Annotated in this window: 17 protein-coding genes; 5 read left to right on the forward strand and 12 right to left on the reverse strand. The window is 42.1% G+C overall.

Annotated elements, in window-relative coordinates; all coding sequences use genetic code 11:
- Positions 1 to 88: 88 nt before the first annotated feature.
- From ACFOSV_RS14880 to ACFOSV_RS14900, 5 genes are all read right to left on the reverse strand, one after another.
- Positions 89 to 1,072 (reverse strand): hypothetical protein, encoded by a 984-nt coding sequence (locus ACFOSV_RS14880; protein ID WP_377906821.1) that lies wholly within the window; start codon positions 1,070 to 1,072, stop codon positions 89 to 91.
- A gap of 87 nt (positions 1,073 to 1,159) precedes the next feature.
- Positions 1,160 to 1,663: a hypothetical protein gene (locus ACFOSV_RS14885; protein ID WP_377906823.1), complete on the reverse strand. Its 504-nt coding sequence runs from the start codon at positions 1,661 to 1,663 to the stop codon at positions 1,160 to 1,162.
- A 114-nt stretch (positions 1,664 to 1,777) separates the two neighbouring features.
- The gene (gene rpe / locus ACFOSV_RS14890; protein ID WP_377906824.1) at positions 1,778 to 2,431 is read right to left on the reverse strand and encodes a ribulose-phosphate 3-epimerase; all 654 of its coding nucleotides are present in this window, start codon (positions 2,429 to 2,431) and stop codon (positions 1,778 to 1,780) included.
- 19 nt (positions 2,432 to 2,450) lie between these two features.
- Positions 2,451 to 4,109, reverse strand: coding sequence for a S8 family serine peptidase (locus ACFOSV_RS14895; RefSeq protein ID WP_377906825.1), 1,659 nt, complete (start codon positions 4,107 to 4,109; stop codon positions 2,451 to 2,453).
- Positions 4,096 to 4,779, reverse strand: a complete 684-nt coding sequence (locus ACFOSV_RS14900) for a hypothetical protein (RefSeq protein ID WP_377906826.1) — start codon at positions 4,777 to 4,779, stop codon at positions 4,096 to 4,098. Before ACFOSV_RS14900 ends, ACFOSV_RS14895 begins: the two co-directional genes overlap by 14 nt.
- A 125-nt stretch (positions 4,780 to 4,904) precedes the next feature.
- Here ACFOSV_RS14900 and ACFOSV_RS14905 point away from each other — a divergent pair, with 125 nt between their 5' ends.
- The gene (locus ACFOSV_RS14905; RefSeq protein ID WP_377906827.1) at positions 4,905 to 5,522 is read left to right on the forward strand and encodes a phosphoribosylanthranilate isomerase; all 618 of its coding nucleotides are present in this window, start codon (positions 4,905 to 4,907) and stop codon (positions 5,520 to 5,522) included.
- Positions 5,523 to 5,547: 25 nt separating this feature from the next.
- On the opposite strand, the gene ACFOSV_RS14910 is transcribed toward ACFOSV_RS14905, so the two are convergent.
- Genes ACFOSV_RS14910 through ACFOSV_RS14930 form a run of 5 tightly spaced genes read right to left on the reverse strand, consistent with a single transcriptional unit; the run spans position 5,548 to position 11,720 of the window.
- Entirely contained in the window at positions 5,548 to 6,501 is a 954-nt protein-coding gene (locus tag ACFOSV_RS14910; RefSeq protein WP_377906828.1) for an aldo/keto reductase, read from the reverse strand.
- Between the two features lie 50 nt (positions 6,502 to 6,551).
- A complete protein-coding gene (locus tag ACFOSV_RS14915) occupies positions 6,552 to 7,952 on the reverse strand; it encodes an NAD-dependent epimerase/dehydratase family protein (protein WP_377906829.1) in 1,401 nt (466 codons plus the stop codon).
- Positions 7,953 to 7,991: 39 nt separating this feature from the next.
- Complete coding sequence (locus ACFOSV_RS14920) at positions 7,992 to 9,344, reverse strand: putative oxidoreductase C-terminal domain-containing protein (RefSeq protein ID WP_377906830.1); 1,353 nt, start codon at positions 9,342 to 9,344, stop codon at positions 7,992 to 7,994.
- A gap of 3 nt (positions 9,345 to 9,347) precedes the next feature.
- The gene (locus tag ACFOSV_RS14925) at positions 9,348 to 10,718 is read right to left on the reverse strand and encodes a Gfo/Idh/MocA family protein (RefSeq protein WP_377906831.1); all 1,371 of its coding nucleotides are present in this window, start codon (positions 10,716 to 10,718) and stop codon (positions 9,348 to 9,350) included.
- A gap of 33 nt (positions 10,719 to 10,751) precedes the next feature.
- The gene (locus ACFOSV_RS14930; protein ID WP_377906832.1) at positions 10,752 to 11,720 is read right to left on the reverse strand and encodes a DUF6807 domain-containing protein; all 969 of its coding nucleotides are present in this window, start codon (positions 11,718 to 11,720) and stop codon (positions 10,752 to 10,754) included.
- Between the two features lie 81 nt (positions 11,721 to 11,801).
- Here ACFOSV_RS14930 and ACFOSV_RS14935 point away from each other — a divergent pair, with 81 nt between their 5' ends.
- Positions 11,802 to 12,704 carry a ThuA domain-containing protein gene (locus tag ACFOSV_RS14935; RefSeq protein ID WP_377906833.1) on the forward strand — a complete coding sequence of 301 codons (903 nt, stop codon included), beginning with the start codon at positions 11,802 to 11,804 and terminating at the stop codon, positions 12,702 to 12,704.
- 58 nt (positions 12,705 to 12,762) lie between these two features.
- On the opposite strand, the gene ACFOSV_RS14940 is transcribed toward ACFOSV_RS14935, so the two are convergent.
- Positions 12,763 to 14,013 carry an NAD(P)/FAD-dependent oxidoreductase gene (locus ACFOSV_RS14940; protein WP_377906834.1) on the reverse strand — a complete coding sequence of 417 codons (1,251 nt, stop codon included), beginning with the start codon at positions 14,011 to 14,013 and terminating at the stop codon, positions 12,763 to 12,765.
- A gap of 142 nt (positions 14,014 to 14,155) precedes the next feature.
- Here ACFOSV_RS14940 and ACFOSV_RS14945 point away from each other — a divergent pair, with 142 nt between their 5' ends.
- The 3 genes from ACFOSV_RS14945 (at position 14,156) to ACFOSV_RS14955 (ending at position 16,230) form a co-directional block, all read left to right on the forward strand.
- Positions 14,156 to 15,367, forward strand: a complete 1,212-nt coding sequence (locus tag ACFOSV_RS14945) for a serine hydrolase domain-containing protein (RefSeq protein ID WP_377906835.1) — start codon at positions 14,156 to 14,158, stop codon at positions 15,365 to 15,367.
- A gap of 141 nt (positions 15,368 to 15,508) precedes the next feature.
- Positions 15,509 to 15,904, forward strand: coding sequence for a hypothetical protein (locus ACFOSV_RS14950; RefSeq protein ID WP_377906836.1), 396 nt, complete (start codon positions 15,509 to 15,511; stop codon positions 15,902 to 15,904).
- Complete coding sequence (locus ACFOSV_RS14955) at positions 15,901 to 16,230, forward strand: DUF6122 family protein (RefSeq protein ID WP_377906837.1); 330 nt, start codon at positions 15,901 to 15,903, stop codon at positions 16,228 to 16,230. The genes ACFOSV_RS14950 and ACFOSV_RS14955 overlap by 4 nt, the downstream gene beginning before the upstream one ends.
- Before the next feature lie 32 nt (positions 16,231 to 16,262).
- Here the strand turns inward: ACFOSV_RS14955 and ACFOSV_RS14960 are convergent, their stop codons facing one another.
- Complete coding sequence (locus tag ACFOSV_RS14960; RefSeq protein WP_377906838.1) at positions 16,263 to 17,603, reverse strand: hypothetical protein; 1,341 nt, start codon at positions 17,601 to 17,603, stop codon at positions 16,263 to 16,265.
- Positions 17,604 to 17,694: the final 91 nt, after the last annotated feature.

The following is a 17,694-nucleotide window of genomic DNA, read 5'->3' on the forward strand; positions in this document are numbered from 1 at the left end:
ATCTGGGTGAATTAAATCAGTCCGCAAGATAGTAAAAACCCTAAGGTTTTGAAAAGAGATTTAAGCTAGTTCGTTACTAGATTTTTGATCAGTACCATTGACCAATTTTTCGGTTTTGGTAATTAAAAATTCCACTACCTCTATATTCCACTCCATTGTGCATATGTTTCATTACTACTCCACAACCCCCTATTTTGCATCGCTTAGTACCTGGGAATCGAACCGAGAAACCCACCTGGAGTGCATAGACATTTTGGTCAAGCGTTTGAATCTCTGGAAGTAAGGGATTGGAATACACAAAACTTCTGAATTCCGCACCTCCCTTGACAAACATTTTGGTATACTCCGAAAAGTCTCTTTCTATCCGCAAGCCCAAGCCGAAATACGGGTCTTCACTCACCGAAACATATTGGTCCATGGACTGCTTCAAATCCAATTGACCAAACTCAGCCTCTAAAATAAATCTCCAAGGATAAACCTGTCTTGCACGCTGAGTGAGCTCAGACATCATATAAAGGTTATTGGTAGAATACCTCCTATACTGCCATTTCAGAAAGCTTTGTCTTCTTTTGGCGTCATAAAGTACCAAGCCCACCGTGCCATACAATTTGCTCACCTGATAGCTGGACGCATCAAAATTAAACTCATGATCTCCGCCTCGCATATTTGAGAAATTTCCCCACTCCCGACCATAGCCACCACCTATGGTCAAAAGGCTAAATAAATTAATCCGGATACCTGCATTCAGAGGCATAGCCCAATCACTCGACTTCATGTCGATGGGAGTTTCCTCTGTAAGCTCCAATTTATTGTCAAAATTTTGATACTGATAAAAAGGAAAATTATAAGGGGTTTCTGAATAAAAAGGCATCTTGGTTTGATGATACGCTGCGCCGCCAGATATCTCTAAGCTAAATTGCTCTAAGACATTTCTAAATACATTCCCCACCGAACTATTGCTTTTAGGCGCTTTGGCTTTTTCCGAGATCCCAAAGATATCTTCTTCTTGGGCCTGTGAGACCGAACAAATCAAAAGGGATAAAGCGAAAAGTATATATTTTGTAAATCTCATAGATGGTAAACGTCCAAGGTTGAATCTTGGTGTAAAATAAAAAAAAGCCTCCACTCGGAGGCTTTTAACTCTAATTATTCTTTAAGATCAACCATCAGTTTCTTCAGCCGAAGTATCCTCCGCTTTAGTGGCTTTCATCTCTTCCACTATAGCGTCGATTTTCTCTTGTACGGCCGCATCAGCAGATCTGGCTCCGTTTACTTTGTTGTAAGTGGATACACCCAAAACTTCGTCGTCCATAATCAACTCCGTCTTATATTCTTTTGCACTTTCTTGCAATCCACCCATGAAGTCGAGGACATTTTGATAAGCTACTTTCTCTTCTTCAGTTACGTTGGCTTCAGCCATTTTGGCGTCATCACCCCAAGCAGCCTTAATCTCATTGTAACGTGCACCCCCTTGGAAAATCTCATTTTCTGAGATCATGCTCTTGAGCTCCTCCGTCTTTTCATTTACAAATACAGCGGTCAAAAACTCAACGTTTGCGAATTTCTGGATTTCTTCATCAGTCACGGCTTCATCTGCTTCTTGTGCAAAAGCAGTCAATCCTACAAAGGCAAATAGCGCTCCAAAGAGCAGTAATTTTTTCATACGTCTTGTTAGTTTAATTTTATCAACTTTCAAGAAATATAAAAACGCCTTAAAAATCAATGTAAAATGGGTTATTTAGCTTTTTTTATGATAAATGGTAAGTTCGCCTATCACTTAGGCTAAAGATCTCAATGCAGAAATGGTCTGGACTGGATTTTCTGAATTGAAGACAAAGCTGCCAGCTACCAAAATATCGGCGCCGCACTCCATGAGTTTTGGTGCATTCTGTAGATTCACTCCGCCATCGATTTCTATCAAAGTCTTTGCCCCCTTCTGATTTATTAGAGATTTAAGTCTTTTTACTTTCTCATAGGTGTTTTCAATAAATTTTTGACCTCCAAATCCAGGGTTCACAGACATCAAACACACCAAATCAATATCAGTGATTATTTCAGAAAGCAAATCAATAGAAGTATGTGGGTTAATGGCTACCCCTCGCTTCGCACCTAGGCTATGAATACCCTGCAAAGTCCTATGCAGGTGCGGACAGGCTTCATAGTGTACAGAAATTATCTCTGCCCCACAATCGCGAAAAGCTCCCAAGTAATCATCTGGATTTTGGATCATGAGATGTACATCCAAAGGCTTGGTAGCATGACTTTGAATGGCTTTGGTCACGGGTATACCAAAGGAAATATTGGGAACAAAAACCCCATCCATGATATCTATATGAATAAAATCTGCCTCAGAGGCATTAAGCATTTCTACCTCTGATTGTAGGTTTGCAAAATCTGCAGCAAGAATGGACGGAGCCACTTGGATTGACATATTGTTTGGCCTTAATTCTTTATTTTCTGAAAATTTTCATTTGTCTTACTTGTCTTCCATCGATCGCTTCGATGACATAGATGCCTGGTCTTACAAGGTCTAAAGAAAGCTTGTACGGCTCTCGCACTGAAGCTCGATTCAATTCCTGGCTGACCACTCTACGTCCACTCATATCAATCAAGGTAACTCGGGTAGAGAGTTCGTTTCCAATCAAAATTGAGAGTTCATTCGCCTCAACTGGGTTTGGATACACCTTCCATACGAGTTCTTCTGTTGGTCCTTCGACGCTGAGGATTTCTCCGTAGTAGGCCTTGTAAAAGTTTGGAATTCCAAAACCAAGGATATTATCAGGGTCATCTGCTTGGCTTCCACTCCTGAGCAGATTTTCAATCAACTCATCCTTTGTCCATTCTGGTCGACCCTGCATTAATCCAGCAGCCAATGAAGTGATTTGAGGAGCTGAGAAAGAAGTCCCATTTGCAAAACCAAGTGAGCCATTGGATCGAAGCAAGGCAACTCCACTTCCGAAAGTAGCGAGGTCTGGCTTCATTCTCCCATCACCCGTTGGTCCACGGCTACTGAAGCTAGCAGCAGAAAGATCGCTGGTCGTTGCACCAATACTCAAAACTCCCCGAGCATCCGCTGGGGCTACGAGCGAGGATTCACCACTACCATAGTTACCAGAGCTATTGACCACAAGAATTCCTTTATCCGAGGCTATTTGTGCACCTTTCGTAATGATCGCCGTTTGACCATCCATATCTTCTACCGAGTAGTTCATACTTGGGTCATCAAAATCCCAATAGCCCACAGAGCTTTGGATAATATCTGTCCCCAGACTATCGGCGTATTCGGCACCTCGAACCCAATTATATTCTTCAATTCGATATTCTGAATTATCATCCTCAGTGATCACCAAAATAAAATTAGCATCTGGTGCCCCGCCTTGAAGGAGTTCAGGATCATCTGAGGCGATCAGTGAAAAAACATTTGTTCCGTGTTGATTGTCTGCAAACACATCCACTGACCAAGGTCTAACCACATCAGAATTTGCTACTAGTTGGCCTTTGGAAAATAAATGGCTCAAACTAGGCATGTTATTAACTCCCGGAAATCCAGCGTCAAAGACCGCAATAGTCACTCCTGCTCCTCTTAGGCCTTCTTCATGCATTTCTGGAATGCCAAGCAATTCATTTTGAAAGTCAAACGGGGTTTCATTGGTACCCAGAGTGCGCTTATTTTCGTCGGAACAAGTCGTCAAAGTCACTGAAGCAAACAATCTATTGCGCATTCTCGCATTCGGCCTTGTCACAAAACCAGGGGCAATGAATTCTACCTTTTCGACAAAAGGAAGCGCTGAAACCGTTTCAACGGCTTCATCCGACAACACGGCTATCGAAGCATTGAACCATTTACTATGGTATAAAATGTATTCACTGGCAGCCTCCACCTCAGAAACGTATTTGGAACTTACTGGTAAATCTAAACTATCCACACTTACTCCTTCCTTAGCTCGTCGGGTCAGGGCCTCTTGCGTCAAATATTCCTGTGGATTGGAAAGGGTAAAAGTCTCTTGTGGCTTAAATTTGTAATACACCGCATAGCGATTTTGAGCTAGCGCAAAATTGCTCAGCATTAACAGACATGCTATCAAAAAAAGTACTTTAATCCTGCCCATAATCCACCAGTTTCATCAATGTAATCTCCCCAGAATTAATTAATTGCTGACCTAAACAATCGTTTCTGGAGCAATAAGTTACAACTTCACTGTATTTTTCCACCATTCCAATACCATTTGCATAAATCTCATAGCGTCGATCCCGAAAGGTAATTTCATCATCTTCATCATTCTGAAGTACCCTTACCAAATCCACCTCACTCCTATCACCTTTTTCAAATGACACAGAACTTACAACCTCAAAATCATCCGTATCCTCGACTTGATAAATATTCCCATCCCAAATTGTGCCTAAATCTGGAGGAAAAACCAAAGGAACCAAGGTCTGGTTTTCTTGATTTTCCACAAAAGAAAAGTCTCTAATCAAGCGGGTAAAGCTTAGGGTTCGAGTCCAAACAACTTGATCATCAGATTTTTCTCGATCGACCACAAAAACCTGCTCTCCTTCCTCATTTATAAAAAACGAGCGAACCTTATCCCGGTAAAAAAAAGAATTCGTCTCCGAGTCGTTTTCACCAAAATAGATCGTCTGTTCGACTTCATAAGTCCAAAACAGCCCAATTTCAAGAGGCTGATAATCAAAGCCAAAATCGCTTCTAGGCTCTTCGATTTCTCGATCACAGCCTGCAAAAGATAAAAGCAAAACAAAGGAAAGTATAACTCTTCTCATCGATTTAATTCTGACCTAAAAATACGAGTAAATTGAAAGAAAAGGCAATTCTTTCGCAATTCCTTCATGATACCTTTTCTAGTGCTTATTCCCTCCTTACCTTTGCGGGCAAATGAATTCCAATTATGGCTTTAAGCACTTTTGTTAAGATCAATTCGGTCAATAATCTAACGGATGCAAGGTATTGCGCCGGAATGTATGTAGATCTTTTAGGCTTCGAAATTTCTCCAAATGCAGAAAAATCAATCGATCCGCAGACATTTAAGGAAATCACGGGTTGGCTTTCAGGAGTGGAATATGCAGCTGAACTGGAGAATGAATCTGAAGAAGAAGTTCTTCGATTGCTTACTGATTATGACATGCAATGGGTGGAGCACAAGAGCATCGATCTTTTGGTTTCTCTTCGCGAAAAAGGATTCAATTGCATTTACAAGCAAGATCTCACTCACGTAAAGTCTGTAAAGACCGAGCTAGCTGAAGACCTTAAATCAAAAGGAATTTATCTTCATTTAACCTCTAAAAACAAGGAACTCTCAGAACGGGAATTGGAATTAGTAAGACAGCTCGCCGGAAGTTGCGATGTCCTTTTGGGCTCGGGAATATCTCCTCAAAACTTGCAGGAAACCTTGGAAAGCATCTCACTTAAGGGACTCGCACTAAATGCGGGGGACGAGATAAAGCCTGGCCTCAAAGATTTTGATGAGCTTGCCGATATTCTTGAAAGCCTTGAAATTGAAGATTAACTAGCAGGAGCTAATACTTTGTAAATCAATGATCATCCCAAAGATCATGTAAGTTATAAGGACTGTTTTCCCCAGTAAAAAAAGACCCGTCGACAAATCGATGGTTTACACCTATATTGGCTAACTCTTGGAGATCAGACTCACTGAGTTGAAGCTCAGCCGCCTTGAAGTTTTCTTCGATTCTTCCTCGATTCGTGCTTTTGGGAATCACAGCAATATCTCTAGCGATAGACCAAGCGATCAGGACCTGCCCAACACTTGCCCCATGTCGATCTGCAATTTCCTTTATTTTTTCATTGTCTAGCAGCTTGGGATCATTAGCATGCTTTTCAGATCGTGAATCTGGTGAGCCCAAGGGAGAATATGCTGTGATCAGAATAGCACGTGATTTACAATAATTCACCAAATTAGCCTGTGGCAAAAAGGGATGCATTTCCACCTGATTCATTTCTGGCTGCTGGCCAGGCAAACTAGCCAATTCATTTAGCTTGTTTTGATTGAAATTGGAAACACCGATATGCCTTGCAAGGCCTAATTCTTTCATCTCTTGCATCGCTTGCCACGTAGCGCTCAGAGGAGCTTCCTCATAGGTGTAAAAATCCTCTCTTTCCTGTGCAAATGTCACTCCTGACTTAAACGCCAAAGGCCAATGCACCAAATATAAATCCAAGTAATCCAGCCCAAGGTCCTTTAAGGTATTTTCCAAAGCAGGTTTTACCTGATCAGCCTTGTGCGCATTATTCCAGAGTTTGGAGGTAACAAAAAGATCCTCCCTTTTCACCGAACCCGATCGAATGGCAATCTCGATTCCTTCTCCCACCTCCTTTTCATTCTGGTAAATTTTAGCACAGTCCAAGTGCCGATAACCTGCTTCAATCGCCCAAACGACCGCTTTTCGAACTTGGCCCGGTTCACTCTTCCATGTACCAAGACCAAGTGCAGGAATTTGATCGCCATTTTGAAAGCTCAGATATTTCATATTTTCAGATTAAAAGTTGAAAAGTAAGGTACAAAAGCTAATTCATAGCTTCAATCTGTTTGCCTTCTTTCTAGATAGTTTTTGAACCGCGCCATCACCCAAACATGCATCTTTGCTTGTGTAGCCACATAAATGTACCATGGTAATCTGGGAACAAACTCATGAATAGCCGATAGAATATACTTTCCATCGAGGACTCCTCTAAATTCAAGCCAACCATAGTCAAAGCGCTTCACGAGCCATCCTCCAGTAATATAAAAAAGCTGACGGTCTGAGTCACTTCGATCAGGAATCATCGTGAGTTGGAGCATTGGTTTTTTGCCCCAAAGCAAGTGGAAGCCGAGTTCACCGTTTTCATTGGTTTTACCATTGATTAAAAAACTGAAAAATGTAGGTAACCAAATATTGTAGCGATTTGCTACCCAAGTTGCTGAATACCCACTCGGGTTCGTCATTCTTTGGATGCTTCGCACAGTATTCTTCATCCCTTCCGTTTTCTCAAACTTTGGCAAAAGGGGCTCCTCTGTTGTTTCTAGAGCAATTTTTACTGCTGTTTCATAATCCAAGTACTCTATTTCTTTTTCTGTAAATGCCTTATCCTTCGATACCAAAAGCGTGTGACGCAGACTTTCCACAAGCGGGTAAACAAGCTGCGGCGGTCCTTGACCAAATAATCCTACCCAAAATTTGGACAAGCCAAGTGAAAAGACTGGGACTGAAAAAACGAGTCTCTTTTTACCCATCACTTCGGCCGTACGTGCAAGCATATCCCGATAGGTCATGACTTCAGGGCTACCAATTTCTATCGCTTGATCATATACATTCGGATTACCCACACAGATGTCCATAATCTCAAGTGTATTCTTAAGAGAAATAGGCTGTGTCAGCGACTCCGTCCATTTGGGACACATGAGCACTGGTAAGTTTTTTACCAGATTTTTGATCATATCAAAGGATGATCCGCCTGGACCTACGATGATTGATGCCCTCAAGGCTGTGAGTTTTGCAGTTCTCGAACCAAGAGTTTTCTCCACTTCTAGCCTACTCATGAGATGGCGGGACAAATCCTCTTCTTTTCCTTCTGGCACCAAACCTCCCAAATAAACGATCTGCTTTACATTAGCGAGGGCTGCAGCACGGCTAAAATTGTCCGCAAGAAGCAAATCTGTGTCTTCAAAGCTTCCTTGATTTAAACGAGTGCTCGCACTCATCGAATGGACTAGATAGATAGCGACATCCACATCTTTCAGCGCCTCAGTGGTGGAAGAAATGGAGTACAGCTCCACCTGTCTCCACCGTACATTAGGATTTGGATTATGAGCGACCTTCTTTCTACTAAGGCCGATGATATTGTATTTTTGATGAAAGTGGTGGATAAACCACCGTCCGATATAACCGGAAGCGCCGGCGATGGCTACAGTGAGTTTCTTCGGTTGAGTAGAGGTTGTCATAGATTCGATACTTGATTAACTACCCAGAGCCGAGACAGTTCATTTGGCTTGAGCCATTTCACTCGCTAAGGTGGTGGTATAATATTTAACACGGATAAAATCCTTCTCCCATTGTGGCAATTGTCCTTTAGAAAAATATTCTAAAAATTGATCTGTCACCTGACCAAATTGAGCTTCATGACCATTTCTGTAGGATTCAGGAATTACCAATTTATAGGTTTTTGAATTCACTATTTCGAATCCTAAACCTGGAAAATCATCCTGAAATTCTGTTTCGATCAGATTTTCTAAAGCCTCTGCCTGATTGTCCAACAGCTCAACAAAAAGCTGCGGAACATAGCCTTCTGCCTCGCCTTGCATGATCCGGAGATTTGCCTTGGAGCCTCTCATTATACTATAGTGTGTATCCCCAGCTCCTTCCGGTGCTTGAAATTCCCAAATCACGCTTACCTTCGCATGTACTCCTCTCAAGGAATAGTGCATATCTCCATTACAGTTAGGTGTCAATTGATCCCCTACTAGTTTTTCACCTGTTACCGTAAAAAATTGCTCTGCTGAAAGCGGGGTAGGCCAACGTCTAGCCGAGTGCATTTCTACATCCTCGAATTGGAGATTTTCCTCCGGAAATAAAGTCCACTGGATTAAGTCCACCAAATGAGTCGTCACATCGACAAGACCATCTCCTTCAACCTGAGAATCAAAAAACCATGCTGGCCGCACCAAAGGCTTTCCAGAAACATATTTAAAAAAGTGATGTACCGACTGCTTACTTATCCCTGGATTTTCTGTGGTACCTTTCTCTTGAATGCCGAAAATAGCTTCTACTTGCGAAAGTCTTTTTTGCAAAATAGAGGTAATCTCGTAGCGCTCAGTCATGATGTCAAATAGCAACAAATCATTTTGCTCTGCTAAAGAAAAGGCCTCTTCGAGCTTAGTGAATCCTTCTTGATTGATCACCAACGGCTTGTCTGCATAAACATGAATCCCCTGCTTGATCGCTTCTAGGATGTAATCAATTTTTTCATCGTTTTTCCCAGCCACCACCATCACATTTCCAGGCTTTGACTTGATCATGGCCTCTAGCGGATCTTCGGATAAGTTTACATCAAGCTTCCATCCGGTAGGATCATCGGATCGAGTGTTGTAACCAGCTATGCGATTGAGATAATCCGCCAATTCAGGACCTTGCCTCGCAAAAACAGATATAGTAGAATCTACTTCGGGATACATATTTTTATGAATCAAGCCAGCATGAAAATGGCCCGGAACCAAATTCATGATCTTTATAGTCGAAGTAGAATTGGTCGAAGTAAAATCTGAAGTGGGTTGAGAATCACAAGAAGCAAAAGCCGTAATCATTGTGAAATAAAAACAAATCGATTTTAGATTCATGGGTTAAGCTTTCACGTAATTCGTTCCGTATGGGGCTCTTTGCTCCCTTTCTAGGTGGGAATTGGCTTCCTCATCATTGACAAATCTCTCCATCACCGGATCCCATTCAAGCTTACGTCCAACTTTCATAGCGATATGGCTCACCAAACAAACTGAACATGCTCTGTGCCCGATTTCCACCGGGGAGAGTAATTCATTTTCATTTTGAATAGCTCCTAACCAATTGCCATGATGCTCGGTACTCACCTGCAAGTGAATCTCATTTGGGCCAATCACAGAGTCCAAAATGCGTGGATCAGAAGCATCTAGGGCTTTGGAACTATTTTCCTTAGATACTGGATCAGATGCCGAGGCGACGTAATTTCCTCTAGAAACCCAGATCCAGCCTTCTTCCCCCTCATACCGGATTCCATTAGGGTATCCTCCACTCGTAAACATCTGTAAACCGTTTTCATATTCAGCCTTGACCATAAAATCACCATGCACATTCCAAAGTCCTGACCTTGGAAATTCTGCCACAGCCTCGATGTATTTTGGTCCAGTAAGTTCGGTGTTCATTCCCCAAGCAGCCGAGTCAAAATGATGTTGACCCCAACCCGTAATCATGCCTGCTCCATATTGCTCCAATCTCAACCAGCCAGGACGATCGTAGCCTTGCTGAGGATGAACGCCGATTTCAGTGTATGGTATCTCGGGAGTGGAACCAAGCCACATTTCATAATTCAGATTTGAAGGGACCGGCATAGCAGGTGCGTCTGGGCCAGACGGATCACCGGGTAGACCTATTCGAACGGTATGAAGCTTACCTATTCGCCCATTTCTCACCAATTCTGCGGCTTTACGAAACTGAGTGCTAGATCGCTGCTGTGTACCCAGCTGAAGCTTCATTCCTGTTTTCTTTACTGCATCGGCTAGCTGACGACCTTCCCGGATAGTCAATGAGGTTGGTTTTTGTAAATACACATGCTTTCCGGCAAGAACCGCTTCCATTGCTGGCTGTGAATGCCAATGATCTGGAGTGCTAATCACGACAGCATCGATTTCAGGATTACTCAACACATCGTGATAGTCCTCATACATCTTCACATCCATGTATTTACTACCTAGCTTAGTATTGTAGTGGTTCTCTACCCAAGATTTGCCATCTGTCATCCGATTGCTATCTAGATCCGAAACGGCGACAATGCGAGCCACATCATGCTGCCAAACTCCAGGCAAATCGTGATCACGGGCAATTCGACCACAGCCAATTTGTCCAATGTTAATTTTATTACTTGGTGCATTTTTGCCAAAAACAGAAGCTGGTACAATGGTAGGAAAACCAATTGCACTGGCTGCAAGCGCACTTTTCTTGATAAAATTTCTTCTTTTCATGATAAGTGAATTCTAGGTTTCAGGGTTTGGATTCTATTTTACAAAGTTCTCCCAGTATGTCTCTGCTTCTTCGGGGCTCATTGTGCCATCAAAGACGATCATCCGATATTTTAAAGTATAGCGTTGATTGGGTAAAATCTGCCAGGACTCATGTCGGATCGGGCAAAACTCTATAAATACATTTCCTATTCCGTCATAATTATCCTCTGGCCAGATTCGCATGGGCTCGGGATGGGATTTGTTTGTATTATGACTCAGGAAAAGAATTCCTGAAGTTCCTGACTTATCTGCGGTCTCACCTGTGACCATTACCCATTTGGCATTTTTGCCGTCTGCGGTTTTGCGAGTATCCCCTTCAGAAGTCAGAATGCTACTATTATTTGTACCCCAAGCTTCAGTGGCACGGAACCCAATCCCTCCGCCGTATCTGTAGTCATCCAATAAAATTCCATCCTCCAAATCGGTGAAAATCGTAGAGGTATAATCCACCATATATCTACCTTGATCACTGGGCTTCACTTTAATTCTGAGATCTTCCTTGATGGCAATTTGCTCAGAATCTGGAGCCTTCAGATCAATGTGATTTTGACGAACATTCAGTTCTGCAGCTCCTCCTGCTTGTTTTTTGGAGATCAAATACCCAAAATCAACTCGCCCTTTTTCATCTCCTAAATTCCAAAAATCAACTTCTCTCCCAGAAATCGTAGCACGTGTATATGGACCCCAGATGCCATAATGGTGATAATGATCCTGAGGCTGAATCCTGGTCAAAATTTGACCGGAAGGTGATTTTAGGGGATGGATAAAACCTGATTTGCTAAAGGCTTCATTGACACCTTCGGGCACAGGTTTCTTGGTCGATTGATAGGTAAGAACTATTTCATTTCTCAAGCTGAATTCAAAACCAGTAGGGGTTTCAGTCAAACTCACCTTTTGCCCAAAACCAACCTTTGTCATCAAGGCGATTAAAAACAAAAGACAGAATGTTTTTTTGAGAATCATGATTAATTCAGGTAATTAAGGTGATTCCAATAAATATATTGAAATAATTCTTTCTTACAGACACCATTTATCCCAATCTCTATGAATCGAGTATTACTATCTTTGTTTGCTTCTTTAATCTTGATTACCAACAATATGGCTCAAGGCCTGAATGAGATAGTCTTGGACCAAAATTGGCTGGGAAAAATAGAATTCCTAGCTCCCGAGGAGACCTCTTGGGATTATGAAAAGAAAAAGAAAGTACTCGTATTTTCATTGCATACAGGATTTGAACATTGGGTCATTCCTCACACCGAAGAAATGATCAAAATTCTTGGCAAAAAATCGGAAGCATTCGACGTACAGGGATCGAAAGATATTTCCTGGTTTGAAAAAGGCCAGCTCGATCAGTTTGACCTGGTGGTATTGAACAATACCTGCTCCATTTCAGATCATCGAAATCTATTTTGGGATCAGCTCAATGTCCTATCAAATGCAGATTCAGTGACTTTGATGACTAAGGCAATGGAGCTTGAATCCAACCTTATAAATTATGTAAAAAATGGAGGCGGCTTAATGGTCCTTCATGGGGCGATCACTACGCAAAACAACTCTCCTGAATTCAGTAAGCTCATAGGTGGAAGCTTTGACTACCATCCACCCCAGCAAGAAATCCGAATCCGACTTGCCGACCCCAATCATCCTTTGGTGCAGGCATTTCCCGTTGAGGGTTTTAGCCACGTAGACGAGCCATATTTTTATAAAAATGCCTACGAAAACTTAGATTTTACTCCCTTACTATATTTCAATAATTCAGAAATCAGGGATCAAAGAGAAGGCCAAGAAAAAACTGAAGGTCGAACCTATGCCGCATGGATTCGAGTGGAAGGGAAAGGTAGAGTCATGTATTGCTCTCCTTCTCACAATGCCCAAAGTTTTGAAAACCCAGATTTACTCCGATTCTATTTGGACGGAATGCAGTGGTTGGTTGGTGATGTGGAATAGGCTAAACAGGCACCATCAGGTTTTTGGTAGAAATTCCCTTAAGCCAAAAGAATGAAAATCAATGAGTAGGCATAAGGCTCCCAATTACCGCCTCTGCCGCTATCCGGCCTGAAGTCATCGATGCATTGATCGAACCATTCAAGAGATAGTCTCCCGCAAGATATACATGATCCACGATTTTGGCTTCAGTACGAGGTATGCTATACTTTACATCGTCCAGTGCAGGTAATGCATATTCGATCTCGTAGGTCTTCTCATGGCGGAAATATTCTCCTTTAATTCTAGACACGCGCTCAAGCTCCTGCTGAACAGCCTTAATCAAATCTTTTTCTGAAAGGTCATGCTTCAAAACAGTGACAGAAAGCAAAGAACGATCTCCCAAACAATACTCAGGAGACACATCATCCATAAATACAATGTTATTTACCAAGTGTCCCTCTCCCGGAATTAAGCCAATCATAGGGCGAGCCATAAAAGATTTTTGAGTTGAAAAGTACAGGTTGGTAACACGTTGGGCAGGTGCAAATTGACCTTGAAGCTGTGGCATAACCTTATCAGGTTGAGTAGCGATAATTACCCGATCGGCAAGATAGGTCTCGCCATTTTGCATATGAATGGCACCTCCTTGCACTTCTTTTACCGGAGAATTAAAGAAAATCTTGGTGTTGGATAATTGCTTCCGAAGCATTTTAGGAATCTCCCCCATTCCCTTTGCCGGAACGGCTGCATTCCCAATGGAAAACATTTTAAACACAAACTCAAACATGCGGGAGGATGTATTCAAATTTGGCTCAAGGAAAATCCCACGAAAAAAAGGAACAAAGAAATTTGAAATAATCTGATCCGAGAAGCCATAGTCTCGAAGGTATTGTGCAGTGGGAATCGAAGGCGCGTTAAATATGTCTTCATCACTCTTCTTTTTCAGCTCTTGAGTGAGACTAAACATTTTTACCTTATCCAGAAAAGACCCGACTTTAGAGAAAGCCATGCTTACAATTTTCAATGGATTCCGGATTGGATCATCTATAATGTAGGATTCCTGCTCACCAAAAATCACCGCTCCAGGAGAAAACATTTTTAGATCAAGTGCATTGTAATCCAAATAATGCTTGGTCTCAGGGTAAGCCGTCAATAAAACCTGAAAGCCATGATCCATTCGAAATTCATTGGAGACATCCGTTTTCACCCGTCCACCAATATCGCTTCCTGCTTCTAGAATGACCGGAGAAAAACCCGCTTTTTCCAATTCTATAGCTGCGACAAGGCCCGAGAGGCCAGCTCCAATGATATAAATTTTCGGATCTTCCATGTCTTTTGATTTTCTACCTTTAGTGACTATACTGAAATCAACCCCGTCAAAGAAAAAGAGTTTTGAGACATAAAGAAAGCTTTTGATGGGAGGTTTACAGAGAATCTCAAAAAAATGGTAAACTGCCAAAAATTTCCCCCTCATGAAAAAACTACTTAGTCTTCTCTTTTTTCTCTGTGTATTCAGTTTTGCCCAAGCCCAATATTTCCCCGAAAAAGGAAACTGGGAAAAGGCTTTACCTAGTAATATGGGCATGAATGAAGCTGCACTAAAAAAAGCAGTTGATTTTGCTATCGCTCATGAAAGTGATGCCAATCCCAATCTGAAAGTTGCGCATTACGAAAGCGGATTTGGAAGAGAACCTTTTGGATATCCTATTGGCCCTATGAAAACTCGTGGTCCGGCTTCGGGGCTGATTATTTACAAAGGAAAAGTAGTCGGTCAATGGGGAGACCCCGATAGAGTCGACTTAACTTTTAGCGTAGCGAAAAGCTTCCTATCAACCACTGCTGGACTCGCCGTCCGAGAAGGTTTGATTCGAGATGAGATGGATTTGGTATATCCATACATGGCTCCCATCTATCCCTATGATCCTGCCAGAATGATGATGAACAAGGCAGACCATGTGTATGAAGATGACGTATTTGAGCTTTTTGATACGGAGCATAATAGAAGCATTCGATGGGATGATCTGCTCCGTCAGACTTCAGATTGGGAAGGCACACTTTGGGGAAAGCCTGATTGGGGCGATCGACCCAGCGAAGGCGTAGCAGAGAAGCGAGCAAGACCACAAAATGCCCCTGGAACCGTTTACGAATATAATGATACGCGAGTAAATGTATTGGCTTTGGCACTTTTGAATATTTGGAGAAAACCCCTGCCAACCGTACTTAAAGAGCATATCATGGACCCAATCGGCGCCAGTGATACTTGGAGATGGACGGGCTATGAAAACTCGTACATCAATTTAGATGGACAAATCATTCAGTCTGTTTCTGGTGGCTCACACTGGGGCGGAGGCATGATGCTATCGGCATGGGATCAGGCCCGTTTTGGTTATTTGACTTTGCACAATGGTAACTGGAATGGAAAGCAATTGATCCCTGAATCCTGGATCGCAAAATCCAAAACACCCACACCAGCAAAGCCAGACTATGGATTTATGAATTACTTTCTGAATAATGATCAAAAAGCCATTCCTGCAGCACCCAGTAATGCTTTCTTTCACCTCGGAGCTGGAGTGAATATGATTTATGTTGATCCCACCAATGATTTGGTGATTGTCGCTAGATGGATTCCAAATGGAGACAAAGCAGAATTAGTCAAATTGGTGCTTGAATCTATCAACAAATAAAGCACGGTTCAAGCGTCTTCAGATCCGTAAAGCCATTCTATGCCAGGTTGGGGAATTAACGTAGCAATTAAGACAAAAAGGAATATCAATGAATGTTTAATTTCATAGACTGACTTCAGATCAAAACTAGGTAGATATTTTATGATTGAACGACTAGCCGAAAAGGCAACCATCCAACAACTCTTCTGGATCGATGCTGTTGGAGCGTTCACCACAAGTGTCTTGATTTTTGGTCTTCTCATACCATTTCAAGAATGGTTTGGGATGCCAGCAGGGACTTTAAAGTTTCTAGGAACCCTTGCTGTCACTTTCTTTGCTTATTCCTTAGTTTGTGCTCTTTCTAAGCCTAAGGACGCCAGACCATTTCTTCGGCTCGTTGCTATTGCAAATACATGCTACGTCGCTTTGACATTGGTCATGCTATTAACTCATATTGATATAATCGCTGTATTTGGATGGCTATATTTTTCGGGTGAATGCACGATTGTCCTTTCTTTGGCTTTGGTAGAATACCAAAAAAGCAAAATTGAAGCATGACAGATTTGGCCTCCATCTTCCAACCCATCGTACATTACGGACTTCACTTGCTAGCTCCGGGCTTGATCGCATTTGTCTTTTTTAGAAAGGAATGGAAGAAAGCTTGGATAGTCATGTTACTCACCATGCTGGTGGACCTCGATCATCTTTTGGCTGACCCAATCTTTGATCCTAATCGCTGTGGGATCGGCTATCATCCCCTTCACTCCTACTTTGCAATGGCCATTTATGTGATAATGCTTTTCTTTCCCAAGACAAGAATCATCGCAGTGGGCCTGTTATTCCATATGTTTACAGACTGGCAAGACTGCCTCTGGATGAGCTAAAGTCACAAGTCAAAGCGAGCTTTCTGCAAGACTTAAAAAGCAAATTGATATTGCATCACAATCATTCCTTTTCTTGATTCTGCACTATTACTAATGAGTTTACCATTGGAACCTTCGGTTAAAATAGGCCGACTTTGATAATCCAAAGACAGTTTGGAGCGATTTCCCTTTTGCAACCAATTTACCCCAAGGTTCATCACTGAGAACGGGTTAGATGCTCGCTCGAAGTCAGAAATACTCCACTGAAAATAGGGCTGAAGGGTTCCTAAATCTCCAAAAAGGTCATTTCGCATGAGATACCCCATTTGCAGATAATAGATCTCACCAGTTCCAATCAATGGGTATTTATTACCCGCTCCATTAAATGTGGACATGGCATTTGTACCATTTGCAGGATTCATGGCTCCACCATTTCTGAGATAATTAGGTCCAAAATTGTAAGAAATAAAGGCAGCATATGCAGTTAAAGCGGTTCCTTTGTCCGCATCCAAAGGCGAATCTAAAAACACATCTAGGCCAAACTGCTTGGACGAAACAGGGACGATATAACCATTAATATCTGCCCGGTACTCCAGAGCATGAGCCTGACTAGCAAAACCTCCACCTAGATTAAGAACACGTTTCTTTCCCAAATAACTACCCACCATATAAGGCAATTGATTGCTCTCTTTTTCCCAAAATTGCCAGAAAAAGTAACCTTGGTACTGTAAAGCAGGAGCTTCTTCACTAAAGAAAGCTTCATTGACTCGGTCTTCCGGCAAGGTTGGAATTGGAGACAAAGCCGTTTGAATTGGAAAAGGATTGGAAACCGAAAGTCTGTAATCCAATTTTCCCAATTGACCTTTTGCATAGACCCCAAGTTTTCTCACGAATTGATCTGTGAGGTCATTGGTAGCTTCTTCGATAATCGGCAGGTCAAGCCCTAGAATTGTTCCCACAGAAGAAGAAGAATACCGCACCGTGCCATTCCAGCCATGCAGTCCTGCTCCCAAAGTAAATTTACCAGGTATGATTGCATACTCGGCGGTGACATCATGGAGGAACATTCCTGGTTTTCTACCAGATAGAGATCCAAAACTATTGATGCCAAATTGGGTATAAATGAAAACTTGATCCGTAATCTGACCCAAGACCTGATATCGAACCCGACGCAGTCCTACGTCAAATCCATTTTCCCGTGGAGTATCAAAGATCGTAGAACCTGGATTGAAATCCGTAAAGCGAACCCAGATTTGACCCAAACCTGTACCCTTGATATAATGTGTATTTTCAGGGTTAAGGAAAACTTTGAGTTCCTTCTCTTGTGCTGAAACTGTTGCTACCGAATGCAAGAAAATAAGGCAAAGCAGTAGCCATTGAAATATGTTTTTCATGGATGGGATTCTATGTTTTTGATAAATTTTTCTTAAAAGCATCTTGGAAAGCTCGATTAAAATAAAGGACAGGCACAGCTAGTCCATGGCT

It is taken from the genome of Algoriphagus namhaensis (assembly GCF_042649705.1).
GTDB lineage: Bacteria > Bacteroidota > Bacteroidia > Cytophagales > Cyclobacteriaceae > Algoriphagus > Algoriphagus namhaensis.

Excerpts from the sequence above, each read along its gene's own strand:
- ACFOSV_RS14905 (WP_377906827.1), top strand. The coding sequence starts at position 4,905 with ATGGCTTTAAGCACTTTTGTTAAGATCAATTCGGTCAATAATCTAACG.
- ACFOSV_RS14920 (WP_377906830.1), bottom strand. The coding sequence starts at position 9,344 with ATGAATCTAAAATCGATTTGTTTTTATTTCACAATGATTACGGCTTTT.
- ACFOSV_RS14950 (WP_377906836.1), top strand. The coding sequence starts at position 15,509 with ATGATTGAACGACTAGCCGAAAAGGCAACCATCCAACAACTCTTCTGG.
- ACFOSV_RS14895 (WP_377906825.1), bottom strand. The coding sequence starts at position 4,109 with ATGGGCAGGATTAAAGTACTTTTTTTGATAGCATGTCTGTTAATGCTG.
- ACFOSV_RS14880 (WP_377906821.1), bottom strand. The coding sequence starts at position 1,072 with ATGAGATTTACAAAATATATACTTTTCGCTTTATCCCTTTTGATTTGT.
- rpe (WP_377906824.1), bottom strand. The coding sequence starts at position 2,431 with ATGTCAATCCAAGTGGCTCCGTCCATTCTTGCTGCAGATTTTGCAAAC.
- ACFOSV_RS14955 (WP_377906837.1), top strand. The coding sequence starts at position 15,901 with ATGACAGATTTGGCCTCCATCTTCCAACCCATCGTACATTACGGACTT.
- ACFOSV_RS14945 (WP_377906835.1), top strand. The coding sequence starts at position 14,156 with ATGAAAAAACTACTTAGTCTTCTCTTTTTTCTCTGTGTATTCAGTTTT.
- ACFOSV_RS14960 (WP_377906838.1), bottom strand. The coding sequence starts at position 17,603 with ATGAAAAACATATTTCAATGGCTACTGCTTTGCCTTATTTTCTTGCAT.
- ACFOSV_RS14935 (WP_377906833.1), top strand. The coding sequence starts at position 11,802 with ATGAATCGAGTATTACTATCTTTGTTTGCTTCTTTAATCTTGATTACC.
- ACFOSV_RS14915 (WP_377906829.1), bottom strand. The coding sequence starts at position 7,952 with ATGACAACCTCTACTCAACCGAAGAAACTCACTGTAGCCATCGCCGGC.
- ACFOSV_RS14885 (WP_377906823.1), bottom strand. The coding sequence starts at position 1,663 with ATGAAAAAATTACTGCTCTTTGGAGCGCTATTTGCCTTTGTAGGATTG.
- ACFOSV_RS14910 (WP_377906828.1), bottom strand. The coding sequence starts at position 6,501 with ATGAAATATCTGAGCTTTCAAAATGGCGATCAAATTCCTGCACTTGGT.
- ACFOSV_RS14930 (WP_377906832.1), bottom strand. The coding sequence starts at position 11,720 with ATGATTCTCAAAAAAACATTCTGTCTTTTGTTTTTAATCGCCTTGATG.
- ACFOSV_RS14900 (WP_377906826.1), bottom strand. The coding sequence starts at position 4,779 with ATGAGAAGAGTTATACTTTCCTTTGTTTTGCTTTTATCTTTTGCAGGC.
- ACFOSV_RS14925 (WP_377906831.1), bottom strand. The coding sequence starts at position 10,718 with ATGAAAAGAAGAAATTTTATCAAGAAAAGTGCGCTTGCAGCCAGTGCA.
- ACFOSV_RS14940 (WP_377906834.1), bottom strand. The coding sequence starts at position 14,013 with ATGGAAGATCCGAAAATTTATATCATTGGAGCTGGCCTCTCGGGCCTT.